This is a genomic window from Neobacillus sp. 19, from assembly GCF_049463095.1.
Classification (GTDB): Bacteria; Bacillota; Bacilli; order Bacillales; family Cytobacillaceae; genus Neobacillus.
In genome coordinates this window covers 35,801-51,624 of the sequence record NZ_JBMPZU010000095.1, presented here as the reverse complement: position 1 = coordinate 51,624, position 15,824 = coordinate 35,801, and the positions used below count along the sequence as shown (strand labels likewise).

General features: G+C 41.9%; 17 protein-coding genes and 1 pseudogene. All 18 read right to left on the bottom strand.

Annotated elements, in window-relative coordinates:
• Positions 1-114: 114 nt before the first annotated feature.
• Positions 115-2,046 (bottom strand): annotated as a pseudogene (locus ACO1D1_RS26020) (CarD family transcriptional regulator); the annotation flags it as partial.
• Between the two features lie 321 nt (positions 2,047-2,367).
• Positions 2,368-2,598, bottom strand: coding sequence for an anti-sigma-F factor Fin family protein (locus ACO1D1_RS26015; protein WP_149868050.1), 231 nt, complete (start codon positions 2,596-2,598; stop codon positions 2,368-2,370).
• A gap of 139 nt (positions 2,599-2,737) precedes the next feature.
• Positions 2,738-3,298, bottom strand: a complete 561-nt coding sequence (gene pth, locus ACO1D1_RS26010) for an aminoacyl-tRNA hydrolase (RefSeq protein ID WP_149872543.1) — start codon at positions 3,296-3,298, stop codon at positions 2,738-2,740.
• A 129-nt stretch (positions 3,299-3,427) separates the two neighbouring features.
• A complete protein-coding gene (locus ACO1D1_RS26005; RefSeq protein WP_149868049.1) occupies positions 3,428-4,066 on the bottom strand; it encodes a 50S ribosomal protein L25/general stress protein Ctc in 639 nt (212 codons plus the stop codon).
• A gap of 76 nt (positions 4,067-4,142) precedes the next feature.
• Positions 4,143-5,099, bottom strand: a complete 957-nt coding sequence (locus tag ACO1D1_RS26000; protein WP_149868048.1) for a ribose-phosphate diphosphokinase — start codon at positions 5,097-5,099, stop codon at positions 4,143-4,145.
• 24 nt (positions 5,100-5,123) lie between these two features.
• The gene (glmU, locus tag ACO1D1_RS25995; protein ID WP_149868047.1) at positions 5,124-6,497 is read right to left on the bottom strand and encodes a bifunctional UDP-N-acetylglucosamine diphosphorylase/glucosamine-1-phosphate N-acetyltransferase GlmU; all 1,374 of its coding nucleotides are present in this window, start codon (positions 6,495-6,497) and stop codon (positions 5,124-5,126) included.
• A gap of 205 nt (positions 6,498-6,702) precedes the next feature.
• Positions 6,703-6,993: a septation regulator SpoVG gene (gene spoVG, locus ACO1D1_RS25990; protein ID WP_003347151.1), complete on the bottom strand. Its 291-nt coding sequence runs from the start codon at positions 6,991-6,993 to the stop codon at positions 6,703-6,705.
• Between the two features lie 177 nt (positions 6,994-7,170).
• Positions 7,171-7,545 carry a 2-iminobutanoate/2-iminopropanoate deaminase gene (gene ridA / locus ACO1D1_RS25985; protein WP_149868046.1) on the bottom strand — a complete coding sequence of 125 codons (375 nt, stop codon included), beginning with the start codon at positions 7,543-7,545 and terminating at the stop codon, positions 7,171-7,173.
• Position 7,546: 1 nt separating this feature from the next.
• A complete protein-coding gene (gene purR / locus ACO1D1_RS25980; protein WP_149868045.1) occupies positions 7,547-8,374 on the bottom strand; it encodes a pur operon repressor in 828 nt (275 codons plus the stop codon).
• Between the two features lie 55 nt (positions 8,375-8,429).
• Positions 8,430-9,299: a 4-(cytidine 5'-diphospho)-2-C-methyl-D-erythritol kinase gene (ispE, locus tag ACO1D1_RS25975; protein ID WP_149868044.1), complete on the bottom strand. Its 870-nt coding sequence runs from the start codon at positions 9,297-9,299 to the stop codon at positions 8,430-8,432.
• A 460-nt stretch (positions 9,300-9,759) separates the two neighbouring features.
• A complete protein-coding gene (locus ACO1D1_RS25970; protein ID WP_423337591.1) occupies positions 9,760-9,945 on the bottom strand; it encodes a small, acid-soluble spore protein, alpha/beta type in 186 nt (61 codons plus the stop codon).
• Positions 9,946-10,075: 130 nt separating this feature from the next.
• Entirely contained in the window at positions 10,076-10,339 is a 264-nt protein-coding gene (veg, locus tag ACO1D1_RS25965; protein ID WP_007084178.1) for a biofilm formation stimulator Veg, read from the bottom strand.
• A gap of 223 nt (positions 10,340-10,562) precedes the next feature.
• Entirely contained in the window at positions 10,563-11,447 is an 885-nt protein-coding gene (yabG, locus tag ACO1D1_RS25960) for a sporulation peptidase YabG (RefSeq protein ID WP_149868042.1), read from the bottom strand.
• Positions 11,448-11,676: 229 nt separating this feature from the next.
• Complete coding sequence (locus ACO1D1_RS25955; RefSeq protein WP_263315264.1) at positions 11,677-11,802, bottom strand: hypothetical protein; 126 nt, start codon at positions 11,800-11,802, stop codon at positions 11,677-11,679.
• The gene (locus ACO1D1_RS25950; RefSeq protein ID WP_423337590.1) at positions 11,784-12,620 is read right to left on the bottom strand and encodes a nuclease-related domain-containing protein; all 837 of its coding nucleotides are present in this window, start codon (positions 12,618-12,620) and stop codon (positions 11,784-11,786) included. The genes ACO1D1_RS25955 and ACO1D1_RS25950 overlap by 19 nt, the downstream gene beginning before the upstream one ends.
• A gap of 192 nt (positions 12,621-12,812) precedes the next feature.
• Positions 12,813-13,691 (bottom strand): 16S rRNA (adenine(1518)-N(6)/adenine(1519)-N(6))-dimethyltransferase RsmA, encoded by an 879-nt coding sequence (rsmA, locus tag ACO1D1_RS25945; RefSeq protein ID WP_423337589.1) that lies wholly within the window; start codon positions 13,689-13,691, stop codon positions 12,813-12,815.
• Positions 13,688-14,245, bottom strand: a complete 558-nt coding sequence (gene rnmV, locus ACO1D1_RS25940) for a ribonuclease M5 (protein ID WP_149868039.1) — start codon at positions 14,243-14,245, stop codon at positions 13,688-13,690. Before rnmV ends, rsmA begins: the two co-directional genes overlap by 4 nt.
• A 201-nt stretch (positions 14,246-14,446) precedes the next feature.
• A complete protein-coding gene (locus ACO1D1_RS25935; RefSeq protein WP_149868038.1) occupies positions 14,447-15,628 on the bottom strand; it encodes a G5 and 3D domain-containing protein in 1,182 nt (393 codons plus the stop codon).
• Positions 15,629-15,824 lie beyond the last annotated feature (196 nt).

Sequence of the window (15,824 nt, the reverse complement as noted above, 5' to 3'; positions counted from 1 at the left end):
TGTCGTTACTCGTTCAGTTGTCAGCCGATATTAACCCCAAACCCAACAACCTAGATAGGCGTTTTCGCGTTTCTCGTGAAACGCTTTCGCGTTTTTCGTGCGCCGCTTCAGCGTTGGGCGTAATCTTTCCATATCCTTTTTAATTTCATGAATGGAACGCAGCTGGTCGTCTGTTTCCTGATAAGCGAATGATGATTCAAATTCCCGCTGCATATCACCATCGGGTGAAAAGCCATAGCCAACGGCTGCTTCACGTTCCGCATATAGCTTAATTAAATCATCAGCAATATCCTGAACGGAGGACTCAACCTTTTTCTTTACCTTCTTCCAATCGCTGCCGCCCAGTTTATATACCTTTGGCTCTTTCCCTTCAGAACCAACATATTTCTGGACAAGATCAATTTGTTCAACAGGAACATACAGTTTATCTGTTCCCTGGTAGCGGATATTCAGGTAATCTTTGTGGACACCATTAATCACCAGTGTTTCAATCCCTAGATATTTACCAATCCCATGATTGACGTGAACAACATAATCACCAATTTTCAGCTCAGAATAACTCTTAATTCGCTCGGCATTGGAAAGCTTTTGCCGGCTTTTCGACTTTTTCACCCGTTTATTAAATAACTCTTCCTCCGTAATGACAGCGATTTTCTGGATGGACAGTTCAAAACCTGATTGCAGGTTTCCTTTCATAATCTGAACTTTACCCGGTAAAAGGTGACTATCACCCTTTATGAGGCTGCTATCGATTTCATAGTCCTCAAGCACACGCTCCAACTTCTTTACCCGTTCCTCATCCTGTCCTAAAAAGACAATTGAATAATTCGCCTTTTTCCATCTATCAATTTCCGCCTTTAACAAATGCATTTGTCCGTGGAAGTTTTGCATTTGCTTACAAGAGATATTAATGATATTTTGCGGGCTTGTATTGGCCACATGCCGCAAAAATAAGGACATATACAGAACTGGGAATCCCTCTTCTGCAGCAAGGCTTGTAAGTCATGCGAAATATGTAAATCGTGGATGATTTGCCCTTCAGCCAGTAAACTCGTATACCATTCCGCTTCCCTCTTTCACAAGGGAATCATTCATCTCTTGAACCCTGCTGATTTCATCAATCAACACAAGTCCATTACGAGGAAGATAGTCTAGTAAACTAGCAGGCCTGTCGTATGCTAGGGATAGGTACTTGTAAACCTGATCGGGTTTTTGGCCATTTTTTAATTGCTCCAGTTCATGGCTGATATTTTGACTCAACTGCATTTTTGCCTTGTCATCTTTTAGTTTTCTCAGACTTTGTGCTAATCCCTCTTCAAGTCTGCCAACCATCCGGCGATAATCCTCAGCTTCCAGCAGGATTTCGGTTGCCGGCCCTATCAAAATCTCCTTGATCTTCCCTTTGGAGCGCTGGTCATCAAGAGAAAAATAACGAATGGAGTCAATTTCTGTGTCAAATAATTCAATTCGCAGCGGATCCGCCTCTGTAAGAGGATAAATATCAATAATCCCGCCTCGTACACTGAATTCCCCTGGAGTCGTAACCATTTCGGCACGTACATAGCCCATGTGGACAAGTGTAAGTAACAGTTTTTCTATATCAATATCTTGCCCTAAGGTTAGCCGCAATTGGTATTGGCTCCACTCCGACTTTGGCGGAATGATTTTCTTTAAACCGGCAATCGGGACAATCAAGATTCCCTTACTTAACTGACTCCAGTGGTTTAAGGCCTCAATTCTTTGTGCTTTTAATTCGGGACTGGCAATGCTCAGCTCAGCGGCAATTAACTCATTAGCCGGGAAAAGAAAGACTTCCTTCTCACTTACTAGATTGACAAGATCATCATAGAGTTTCTGTGCCTGTAATAGATTATGGGTGACGAGCATGATTGGCCGCTGCATCTGTTCATACATAGATGCAGTGAGTACGGTCCTTGACGACCCTGATAAACCGGCAATCAGCTGCTCCTTCAATCCCCCCTCCACACCAGCCATAACCGAGTGGATATCTTCCTGCTGAAGGAATAATGACTTTAAACCATTCAAAGGTTTCTCCTCCCTTCCAAAATAAATATTTTAAATTAATATTAATAGCATTTTTATAGTAGAAATTAATAAATAGAAAAACGCTTTGGAGTAAAGTCCAAAGCAGGTAAGAAAAGCGTAAGCGCCCTGGTCAGCGGCGTATGGCCTCCTCGAAAAAGCTAACGCTTTTTCTTCGTGCGATGCCTATGCTGCCGAAGCGTTCCTTGTGGAGCGCTCCAACTGAGATAAAGGAAACACGAAGAGCCGGAGGCGTTTCGATGTTGACTTATCGTAGGGCGGAGAGCGAAGGACACTAGCCGCTAGGGTGCTGGAGCTAGACAATTAATGAATAAGGAAATCGTATTGGTGATAATCCGGGTTTCGCTCTAAAGCCTCTTGACAGTCTTCACAGATGGCTTTTATATGGATATCGCCTGCTGCATCATACGCCACCATTTCCTGTCTTTCCTGGTCCGTTAATGTATGAAGGCCAAGGGTTTCTGAATGTATCGAGGCTTTATCAATGGAACCAAGTTTCGTACCACAATGACGACAATGGTAATGGATGGTCACGCGGGTCCCTCCCTAATCTTCGATTCGTTATTAGTATGAACCAGATGAGAGGAACTTATTCAACTTGGGTGAACCTTGAATCGTCTCGCTTTTTGCGGTTTTGCTTATTTTATGATTGAATAGCCCGTATCATGAACGATTACTGATTATATTCATTCATCACTTGTAAAAAGGGCTTTTCAAGCCAAGCAGCGCAGGCATCTGCACTCCTTTTCACAGCTTCCCCGGTAGAGGGCAACTCATCAGGCCGAAACCGTCCAAGGACGTAATCGGGCACACTCATTCCAGCTTGCGGGCGGTCAATTCCAATCCGAATGCGGTTGAACTGCTGCGTACCAAGATGGGCAACTGTCGATTTTATTCCGTTATGTCCGCCCGGACTCCCTTTTTGACGCAGTCTAATCTTTCCAACGGGCAAATCAAGATCGTCATAAATCACGACTAGATCCTCTAAGTCTATTTGATAGTAATCCATCACCGCTCTGATCGATTCCCCTGATAAATTCATATAGGTAAGTGGTTTTAAGAGCAGGACCTTTTCCCCGTTATAAAAACCAATCCCATACAGCCCTTTAAATTTTGACTGATTAAGCGGTATCGAAAATTGATCCGATAAGGCATCAATGACTTCAAAACCGATATTATGTCTAGTTTGATCATATTGCTTCCCGGGATTACCTAAACCAACGATGCATTTCATGGGTCCCACCTCTTTCGGCTCAGTAAACCTTTTTAATATGTTTCGTAACATCGCCATTCTCCCATTATATACTACTTCTTTTATATATGCGTGAAAAGACGTAACCTTTAAGAGGTTACGTCTTCCATTCTATTCGCCCCCTACAGGGGTAGTTTCTCTTCCCTCTTCATTATCCGGATGACCCGGCTCTTGCTGCTCACCGGCGTTAATTTCCTCTTCCTGCCTTGGCGGAAGGATAGAAGCCACTACTTCATCGTCATCATGGTTAATCGTAAAGCCGCCGCCAGATGGAATGTCTCCTACCAGTACCGTTTCTCCTACTTGAAGATGTGAAATATCCACTTCAATTTGCTGAGGAATATTGTCCGGGGTAGAAGTAATCGACAATTGGTGAACCGGCTGCTGCAGGACACCGCCATCCTTTACTCCGGCTGCCTCGCCAACCAAGACAAGCCTTACATCAACATTGATTTTCGAGGACCTATCAACGGCTAAAAAGTCAACATGGAGAATTTCCTTTTTAAATGCGTCTTCTTGATAATCGGTTAAGACAACATCATGTTTACTGCCATCTACATCAAGGGAAATGACCCCATTCCTGCCTACTGTCCGGATCGTCTTTGTTAAATCAGCTGCACTTACAGACACTGGTTTACTTTCAACTTTTGCTCCATAAATAATAGCAGGAATGCCGCCGCTCTCTCTGATTTTCCTTAACGCAGAAGATTTGAGTTCCTTCCGTTCCATTGCTTGTAAAACAGTACTCATGTGTGTAGTCACCTTCCTATTTTAGTTAGAAGTATCTATATAAAATTACCCTAAAAGAGGAAGGTCTAAACCTATTTTAATCAAATAAAGTACTTACAGATTGTTCTTCATGGACACGGATAATCGCTTCGCCAAGTAATGGAGCCACAGATAAATGAACAATTTTATCGCTCTTTTTCTCTTCAGGAAGAAGAATAGAGTTAGTGACAACTAATTCCTTAATTTTCGAGTTCTCGATTCTTTCAATCGCAGGACCTGATAAAACTGGATGTGTACAGCAGGCATACACTTCGGCAGCGCCATTTTCTACTAATGCATTGGCAGCCAATGTAATGGTTCCTGCTGTATCAATGATATCATCAATCAAAATCGCTATTTTACCTTCAATATTACCAACAATATTCATGACCTCCGCCACATTCGGTCTAGGACGGCGCTTGTCGATAATCGCAATTGGTGCTTTTAAGCGTTCGGCCATTTTCCGGGCTCTTGTCACACCGCCATGGTCCGGAGAAACAATGACAATATCCCCAGCAAACTCTCTCTTCTTGAAATACTCAGACAAAATAGGTACACCCATTAAATGATCGGTAGGAATTTCAAAGAATCCTTGGATTTGCGGTGCATGTAAATCTAAACAGATGACACGGGTTGCACCGGCTGTTTCTAAGAGATTGGCTACTAATTTTGCTGTAATCGGCTCACGGGCACGCGCTTTACGATCTTGACGGGCATAGCCATAATACGGCATCACAATATTAATTGTTTTAGCAGATGCTCTTTTTAACGCGTCAATCATAATTAATACTTCCATGATATTTTCATTCACAGGTGAACTAGTGGATTGGATCACATACACGTCGCAGCCGCGAATACTTTCTTCAATGTTGATTTGAATTTCTCCGTCACTAAATCTTGTTACAGAGCTCTTCCCTAACTCAACACCAATTACTTTTGCAATTTCTCTTGCCAGGGGAACATTTGAATTTAAACTAAATACCTTTAAGTTCGGATCTAAATATTGATTTGACATGGTGACCCTCCTAAAATCAAAAGCTTATTTATTAAAATTAAGCTTTTGTACGTAATTTTCCTTATTCACTTGCTGGGCACGTGCAATGGACAACGCTTCACCCGGTACATCCTTAGTAATTGTTGACCCGGCAGCCACATAGGCACCTTTTCCTATTGTGACTGGGGCAACAAGATTGGAGTTACAGCCGATAAAGACTCCATCTTCAATTTTCGTTAAATATTTATTTTTACCGTCGTAATTCACAGTAATTGAACCACAGCCAATGTTGACATCACTGCCAACCTCCGCATCGCCAATATAGCTGAGATGCGACGCCTTGCTTCCTTTTCCGAAAATGGCCTTTTTGATTTCAACAAAATTTCCAATTTTTACATCGTCGCTAATAGCAGAATCAGGACGAATATGGGCGAATGGGCCGATGTTTACATGGGAACCAATCGAGCTATTATGTGCAGCTGATTGACGAATCACTGTACCATTCCCTATTTGACATGTATCAATTTCGGAATTTGGACCAATGTGACAATCTTCACCGATGGCCGTCTTCCCTTTAATAACCGTTCCTGGATAAATGATCGTATCCTGACCAATTTTGACATCTGTGTCTATGTACGTATTCACAGGGTCAATAATAGTTACCCCATTACGCATATGGGCTGTATTCGTTCGCTGACGCATGATTCTCTCTGCCTCTGCTAACGCAACACGGTCGTTCACACCCAAGGTTTCTTCCAATTCATCCGTTTGGAAGGCTGTGACCACTTCACCCTGTTTTTTCAAAATCTCAATTACGTCTGGTAAATAGTATTCCCCTTGAACGTTGTTATTAGAAACGTTGCGAAGCGCTTCGAATAGAGCAAGGTTGTCAAAACAATACGTACCTGTGTTAATTTCATTTATTTTCCGTTCTGTGTCTGTTGCATCTTTGTGCTCAACAATTTTTTCAACAAGCCCCTCTTCATTGCGAACGATTCGGCCGTATCCTGTTGGGTCTTCGATTCTTGCTGTGAGAATCGTGGCTTTAGCATTCAACTCCTCATGGTGTTTAAACAGGGCTTCCATCGTTTCAGCTTTAATTAATGGGGTATCACCGCAAACAACAATGGTTACGCCTTCTTTGCCAGCAAGCAGACTCTCAGCCTGCATGACGGCATGAGCAGTACCCAGCTGTTTCTCCTGCAATGCATAGTGACTGCCGTCCCCTAATTGTGCCTGTACCATTTCAGCTCCATGCCCAATGATGGTCACCATTTCGTGAATATTAAGCTTTGTTATTTGATCAACTACATGCTGTACCATTGGTTTTCCGCATACTTGGTGCAATACTTTATACAGCTTGGATTTCATCCGCGTACCTTGCCCTGCGGCCAAAATCACAGCATATCGATTAGGCATGTTCTAGCCCTCCATTTTACCTTTTTATCCATTAAAAATATTAACGTAAATGGGCACGCTTTTCAAGGAATGAACAGGAAGTGTCAAATTTTTTAATATTGAGAAAAAACAAGTAGAATGTTCGAGGAGAGATTAGCTTAATATGGGGGTAATCTTCTAAATATAAAAAGAGCCTTACTGAGAAAGGCCCTAGTTGTTAAAATCCTTAGGAAGCTCCGGCTTCTTCAAATTCTACTTCCAATTCACCTAGACGATGGTACTCAGCCAAAACAGCTTCTTGGATTTTACCGCGTGTTCCTGAATTGATTGGATGCGCAATGTCACGAAATTCTCCATCAGGAGTACGTTTACTTGGCATAGCTACAAATAAACCGTTGTTTCCGTCAATAACACGGATGTCATGAACAACAAATTCATTGTCTAATGTGATTGATGCAATCGCTCTCATTCGACCGTCCGTATTAACTCGGCGTAATCTTACGTCAGTTACTTCCATGTGCTCACACCCTTTTTTGTTATATAAAAAGCTAGTGTATTAAATTCAACAACTAATCCAATAATCCTTCTTAAATTTTAAAATATTTTTGAAAAATTAGGGCAAAGCAGTGAACTTTTGTCAAAAATGGTCTTTTACAACAAAAAATCAGACGAAAGACATAGAAAAAGCGCTCGATTACTTTACGAGCGCAACAACTTCGATTTCAACTAAGGCATCCTTTGGTAACCGGGCAACCTCCACACAGGAGCGGGCTGGTTTATGCTCAGAAAAATACTCGCCATAAACTTCATTGACAGCAGCAAATTCATCCATATTTTTAATAAAAACAGTTGCCTTTACGACCGTTTCAAGTGATGCGCCTGCTTCGGCTAACACAGCTTGTAAATTACGGAACACTTGGTGGGTCTGCTCTTTAACATCGCCTGTCACCATCGTTCCTTCAGCGGTTAATGGAATTTGTCCAGAGCTGTAAAACAGGTTATTCACAATAATTCCTTGGGAATATGGGCCAATGGCAGCAGGGGCTTGGTTCGTTTGAACTGCTTTCATACTATCTCCTCCAATTGTTAAAGTAATTTCCTTCGTGTACACTTATCTTTTTTTCTTTGACATCGACATCCGATAATTGGACGAGAGATAAGTACTCATCCACTAATCGTTCTTGAATTTTTTCAGCCTCAACTAAAACAGCAATTCCAGCCAACTGGCTATTAAATTCCTCCAGCATGCTGATCATTCCCATGACGGTTCCGCCGGCCTTCATAAAGTCATCGACAATAAGGACACGTGAATCCTGCTTCATGCTCCTTTTTGAAAGCACCATCGTCTGAATTCTTTTGGCTGATCCAGAAACATAATTAATGCTTACTGTCGGGCCTTCCGTTACTTTACTGTCTCTGCGAACAATCACTACCGGGACATTCAATTGACTTGCAACTGCATAGGCAAGCGGAATCCCTTTTGTCGCCACCGTCATAACAACATCAATTTTTGTATCAGCATAGGCCGAGGCAATGACACGTCCTGCCTTTTGGACCACCTGCGGATCTCCTAATATATCTGTCAAATATAAATAACCGCCCGGTAAAAGCCGTTCAGGATTTCCAATTAATTGACATAGTTCGTTGATAAAGGGTTCTGTCTCTTCCCGGCTGACTTTTACGAAGAATTTAACACCGCCAGCTGCTCCCGGCACGGTTCTTAGTGTGCCGATTCCTCTTTGTTCAAAGGTTTCTTTTACGATAGCCAAATCTTCACTAATGGAAGACTTAGCGGACGAATACCTTTCCGCAAAAAAAGTGAGGGGAACGAGTTGGCGAGGATGATCCAATAAATAATTCGTCATATCAATTAAACGTTCACTACGGCGAAATTTCATAATTAACCCCCAAAAGCCGAATATTCTTATTAAAGAATACCATTATTGTACGCCTTTAATCAAGCGTGTGTCGTTCTCCCAGCATGCGGACTGCAAAAACCTGGTCACAGAATCCCCGCAATCCGTTATAGATCCGATGCATTCGTGAGTCATGTTGAACAATTCCAAACACGGTTGGTCCGCTGCCGCTCATTAAAACAGCATCCGCGCCAAAACGCTTCATTTGCTCTTTTATTTGGGCAACCTCGGGGTGAAGAGTTAATGTTACGTCCTCGAGGACATTACCCACATTATCGCATACGTGTTGGTAGTCCCGGTTGTTAATGGCTTCAATCATACCGCTAATATCAGGGTGATTCGTCCGATTCACATCTAGCCGGCGGTAAACCTCAGCGGTCGAGACCCCGATGAAGGGCTTTGCAAGGATGACCCAGCATGTCGGCGGTGGCGGGAGCTCAGTAATGACCTCACCCCTTCCTTTTGCTAAAGCTGTGCCTCCGTATACACAAAATGAAACATCTGAACCAATTTCACTTCCAAGCTCAGCTAATTCATCCATGGATAATCCGAGTTCCCAAAGCTTATTCAGGCCTCTTAAGGTTGCGGCCGCATCACTGCTTCCCCCGGCTAATCCTGCCGCAACCGGGATTGTTTTCTCAATTGAGATCAACACACCTTTCTTTACATGAAATCGATCCTTCAAAAGCTGGGCTGCTTGAAAGGCTAAGTTGCGTTGATCATCAGGTACATACCTATTATGGGAAAGAATATGTATTTGATCATGATTTAATAAGGTTAGCTCAACCCGGTCTGCTAAATCAATGGTGGTCATGATCATTTCAACCTCATGAAAGCCATCGGAACGTTTATGTAAAACATCTAATGCTAAGTTTATTTTGGCCGGTGCTTTGACTAAAAGCTTCACTACGTCACCTACTTTTGTTTTTCCCGCTCTGCACCCAAAGGGCGCTTCTGCATCCTTTTCCAAATTCCACATTTTGTCCTATTTTACCACAAAACGATAAATGTAAGACGTGAGATATGATATATCCTGTCAAATTTATTATTTTATCATTAATTTTTCAGAGGAAAAAGCTTATTTTAATAAAAAAGCGCAAGCGCCCTGGTCAGCGGCGTATGGCCTGGAGCGCTCCAACTGAGATAAAGGAAACACGGTAAGCGCAGCGAACCGATGTTGACTTATCGTAGGGCGGAGAGCGAAGGACACTAGCCGCTAGAGCGCTGGAGCTGGACAATTCTCGAAGTCGAAATTTATACTTTTGTATCTTTTAAAATCCAGAAAAAGGCCAGCGCGGAAATCAATTAAGGTTCCCTCGCTGACCTGACTGTGGTTTAAACTTAGAAAAGCGGAAGTGCTTTTAGGATTAAGACTTTGGGCCTCGATTAGACAGCTGCGCTTCTGCCAGTTCAATAGCACGCTTTACCATATTCCCTGCATCCCGTGCCTTAATACCGCCCCAGCCTTCTTTTTGGACGACATCATAAAAACCAAGCTCTTTTGCCAATTCCTCTTTAAAGCCTTCGGACATGATGCCTCTTCTTCTGCCCATCTAAACAACCCCTTTCATACCACAGTATTCTTAGTATGAGATATTCAGGCCGTTTACATGTTATCCAAATAATCCTTTAAAAAGCAAAAAGCAGTAAACTATTTGTTTACTGCTGCTCATTGCCTATATACTAGCTTAAAGCTACATGTCCTGCTGCATCATCATAGAAAGTAATTTGAACTGTTTCTGTTAATACATCCGCATAGCTGTAAGATACACGCTCGAATGAATTTTCATCCTGATCTAATTCAATAACAAAAACAGATGGGTAAGTTTCAGCTAAAACACCTGAACGTTCAATCGTTTTCCTTCGTCCTCCGTTTGCTTTTAGCAACAACCTTTTCCCTAAATTCGTGTCAAGGGCCTTTTTGATATCGGCTAAGGTTTTTGGCATTCGATCCACCTCACTGTGTAAAGTATAACACACTGACATAGTTCTGTCAAACAAAAATATAAATTATATCAGTCCGACAAAAAGTTTGTCAATATTTTTTATTCTACTTTTTCTTGTAAATTTCAACATTTCTTATCCTTGCCTTATGTGCACTGGAATATGTATGCTAAAAGAATCTTTCCTATTGGCCAATAAAAAAATAAGCCTTGGTAGAATTAAAGGCTTATTCTTCTTCGTCCTGTACTGGTCGATAAGGCATTCCTGTACGAAGTACACCTTTGGTTTCAATCCCTCCAAGACCTTTATCTCCTGTTAATGTATTCCGTAACACATCCCAAACATTTATTCTTTCCATAAACGGGGTAAAGCTTATTTTTGCGACTATATAAACGGGGTCGAGTGCATGTATATTAATCCTTGATGGAGAACTGGCGAAGTTAGCGCCTGCATGGATGAGCGATTCAAAGTGGGATTGACAGGCACCTGCAAAGATGACCAGTTGATCTAAATGAGGGATTTTCTTACGTGCCTCTCTGACAGTTTGCACAAAGTGTTTAGAATGTCGGTAGGCATTAATATCTGTCATTTTTCCTTTTGCCTTAGAATAGGCATCATGCCCGGTGATGACTAGAATATCCGGACGATAATGGTCAATGAGCCCGCCAATTTTATCAGGCATTTCCTTTTCATTGCAATGTATACCTAAAACTGGAATTCCAATTTTTTCATATAAGGTCATACATTTTTTCAAATAGGATGGGTCACCGTCTAAATGGAGGACCTTCCCCGGAATTTGAAAATAATTGCTGGGCTTAACATAACCGCCAGTCGCTTCATATTCCTGCCTGGACTTTAACAAATCAACATCCTGGGAGAAAAGCCGTAATGACTGTTCTTCAAGTGTCCTATATTCCTGTCTTAGTTTCACCCTTTCAAGCTGATTCACCACGACTAAATCCGCGGAGGGTGCATCTGCGACAAGACGAAAATCCTCACCATAAAGAATTGCATAGTTCTGGCCATTTATTTTCCGTATATCGATGACGCGAAATAGAAGATCACAATTATATGATTTTCTCCCGACAATATCATTTATTTTTATATCCACTGCCGTCACTCCAATAAGACCAGCAAATAGGCCTTCTGTTTAAGGTTTCTCTCATAGGCTATGCAGACGGGGATGTCCGCGTGAAAAAAAAACTCATCGAGTGGCAGTGGTTCGTGAGGCGTAATTGTAGTTTGGGGGGGGAAGCGTGCTAATCTGATACGAACTCCTGGGAACATAACTATACTGGGCTTTTTGCCTCTGATTTCTGCTGAAAGGTCCTTCATCGCTCTTATGATGGACTTTTCGTCTCATGATTCCCTCTAAAAAGTCCTTCATTACTCTTATGACGGACTTTTCCTTTCACGATTCCCTTTAAAAAGTCCTTCACATAGGATTTCATTCGTAATAAGTCCATTGGCGAACCCCTTTTCTATTAAAATTATCCTCCAAAACCCTTCTAATTGTCTTTTTTAATGTCACCACCCTACACCAATCATGTACCACATTCGCCGTAATCTTCATATCTGGAAAAAGAAGCTGCAGCTCCTTCACACTTCGGAAAACCGCGGCGGTCACCTTTTCTTCATGTCCACAATCACCGCACACACATTTCTGCCCACTGACTGAAATGGCAAAACAATTACACTTTTCGCAAGTCATTCCTTTTCGAAATTGGCCGTACTTATAAGGAGGCAGGTGTTTATACGCGTCCTCTTCCCTATGGAGTGAAATTAATTTGTCAGCCAGTTCTTTTTCTTTAACTCCCAGTTTCGACGGTGTCGCATCTAAATATTTTAAATAGCTGTTTACCTGTGTTGGAAAAATAAACGGTATGTTGAGGGGGGCCTGGTATAGGGTGAACTCGGGATTAATAAATACTACATTGGCGTCAACCGGGAAATGAAACCCGATACTTTGGAGTAATTGGCGGAGCAAGGATTTACTTCGAGTCAGTTGTAGTAGCGGATTTGTGTACTCTTTCTCCGGCTTCTTATACAATCGCTCTGATTCGAGAAAATAATCGCCTTCAAAATTTTTAACACCTGAGAAATGAATTCTTCCTGAAAAAATGATGAGAGTGTCAATTTGAAATAGAGTGTTGTTAACCTTAAACAACAAATCATTTAAAATATAACATTGACATTGAAGCTTTTCCGTTAAGGAGTCAAATTTCAGCTCTCCTTCATAGCCCTTTTTCAAATTGTAATAGTACTGTTTATCATTTTCAGACAAGGTCAAATGGGTGTTAAGCAATCTCAAAATCATTAGCTTCTTCGGTACAGGACGTGATTTGTATTCCATATGCCACAACCCTTCTTATATTCAAGACCACAAGTCCATTTTATAAAAAAAAAGAGGCCTAGCAGCCACAAGAAATGAACGTTTTGTTAAACTTGGCAAAAAAAAATAGACCTTAAAAAAGGTCTAATGGAAATGAGGGTGAAGTTCATCCGCTAACCGGCCAAATTCCTCTAAAGAAAGGGTTTCGCCTCTTCTGGAAGGTTCAATACTGCTCGCTTGCAGTGCGGCGAGGATCTCCTCTTTCTTTTGTTTCCCTTCCGGAAGCCCACTTGTTAAGTTATTGAGTAATGTTTTTCTTCTTTGGGCAAAGCTTGCCTTGGTTACTTGGAAAAAGAATGCTTCATCTTTTACCGCAACTGCCGGCTGCTCCCGCCTTGTGAGTCTGATGACAGCGGAATCGACATTCGGTTGCGGGACAAAGACGGTCTTAGGAACAATCATCACGGTCTCGGCTTCTGTGTAGTATTGTACGGCAATGGAAAGTGAACCATAGTCCTTTGTACCAGGCTTAGCAGAAATACGGTCAGCAACCTCTTTTTGAAGCATACATACAATTCCGCGAATCGGCAGCTGTTCCTCGAGCAATTTCATAATAATCGGGGTTGTGACATAATAAGGTAAATTTGCAACAACCATGATATCATCGATGCCGGCAAATTCCTCCGTCATCACCGCGTGAACGTCGGCCTCTAATACATCCTTGTGAATAATTTTTACATTTTCATATGGCGACAACGTATCCTGCAAGATCGGTAATAAACGTTGATCGATCTCAAAAGCAACCGTCTTTTTACTGCTGCGTGCCAGCTGCTCGGTTAAGGCGCCAATCCCCGGGCCAATCTCGATGGCCCCTGAATTCTCTGTCAAATCAGCAAAACTGACAATCTTTTTTAAAATATTTGTATCAATTAAGAAGTTTTGGCCAAGGCTTTTCTTAAAGGAAAAACCATATTTTTCGAGAATGGCTCTCGTTCTTATAGGGGTCGCGATATCTTTATTCATTTTAGTTCCTCCTGACGAACAACACTTATGGCTTCAGCAAATTCCTTTTTGCTGATTTGGAACATCATTAAGCGCTTGTGCAGCTGCTTTCCGTTTGTATAACCAATTTTTAAAAGCTTGCCAAGCAAAATTCTCCGGTCCTTTGCACCCTCGCCGCCGATGAGGCCGGCTGTAAGTAAGTCCTCTTGGGTTATTTCCTCTAAAATCGTTTCATGCATGATTTGGGCATCCTTCAATGCTTCTCTAATGGCATCAGGACTGGCATGTTCCACGCCAAGACCTTTGCCGTTTTTCGCAATCGCCGCTTCCTTTGTTAAAAAAGCATGCTTACAGCCGGGTACGGCAGCCGCAATCGTCTTTCTAATTTTTTCACCAGGGAAGTCCGGATCAGTAAAAATAATGACTCCTCGTGTTTCTTGGGCGCGCCAAACCTTTTCAATGGTAGTTTGATTCACGGCAGAGCCGTTCGTTTCAATGGTATCTGCGTCAACTGACCGTTTAATCGCTGTCGTATCATCTCTTCCTTCCACGACAATAATTTCTTTTATCTTCATGTTAAAAGTATAAGCCTCCGTAATAAAAAATAAAAATTTGAAAAATAATTGAAACATTTTTGTAATGTCCATCGTCTATATTATTAAACCCGTTCATATAATGTAACATAAAGAAACAAGCAAATGTTAGTTCGATGTAAGTATAAAGAAAATCCCGGAAAAAGCAAAATGCAGAGGAAAGTTTCCCCTGCATAGAGTAGATTATTGCAATATCTTTATCTTTACCTTTTTCCGCCCCCAGCGGTACGCCTCCGCTTTCGTTGGCATTAATAAATCAATGATATACCCTTTAATTGCTCCGCCAGTGTCAGCGGCAACCGCATAACCATAGCCTTCAACATATACTTTTGTTCCAAGCGGAATGATTCTCGGGTCAACCGCAATCACTTTCATGTTTGGATTAGCACGAAGATTAAGACCAGTGGCAGTAAGCCCGGAACAGCCGTTACAATAGGCAGTATAGGCCGTTGCAGTGACATAAAACTCTGTTCCTGTTTCAGCTGCACCACGGGAAACCTGCATGGTTAATTCCTTCGTTCCGACCGCCACAACTTGATCGCGCTTCATGGCGACGCTCTGCTCATTCATCAACTTCCTTGAAACTTCTTTGCCATTTTCGAGCACTACTTCATATTGTTTTGACACCCGGCCGTGCTTTCCTGGCGTGATAATTTTTTCTTTTCCCTTTTCCAAACTTTCATCCTTTTTTGTTACCACGGCAAATTGGACTGGTTCTTCCACTACATCGGTGACTTTTTCTACGCGAATGACGTTAACAACCCCATTCTCTGAGATGGTTTCTGTTAATGCAGGTTCAACTCGGTCTAATTCATTTAATGTGATGCCCTGTTGTGTTAAAAAGTCAGCGACCGTAGCCGAAGTGGACCAAGCTTGCTGCTCCTTACCGCCGTCCACATATGTAAGATGAAACGCGATCTTTATATCAATATTCATCTTATTTTTTATTGCCGTTTGTGGTCTTGGTGAAATTTGATCCTGTTCTTTTAAATCAATGTTCTGCTCCTTTAAGAGCCCTGCTACAGTTCCGGCTGTAGTCCAGACCGTTTTCTTCTCGCTGTCTTTAACAATGTGAACCTGGTTTGCCTGTTTCCAATCAACTTTAAGTTGGTCTTTCAGCCTCGTAGTAGCCTTTGGAGACAAGTAGTCATGTGAGCTGAGAGGGACATCCAGTTCATCAAATAATTCTTTGACGGTATCTGCATGTGTCTTTACAACCTCTGGTTTGCCATTCAGTGTTATTGCAACAGTATTCTTCGATCCTTCAAAAAAAAGAATGCCAAGAGTTGTTAGCAAAACTACGAAACTAGCAAAAGCAATGGTCAATGTCCTCCTGCTCAAAGACTCAGGAATCAGGTTTTTCATGTGTTTGAATACGATGAAAAACGCCTCCTTTTCTCGGAGAGATATTTAAGTACCATGCTGCCGGCTGTCATTCCTTGCATTTCCTGTGAAGGTATTTCTAATTATGCACAAAGCTGGAAATTTTGCAAAGAAAAACTTCTCGACACGGTTATCCTATGTTGAAAAGGAGACATGTAGAACTTTTTGTTTTTCGAAA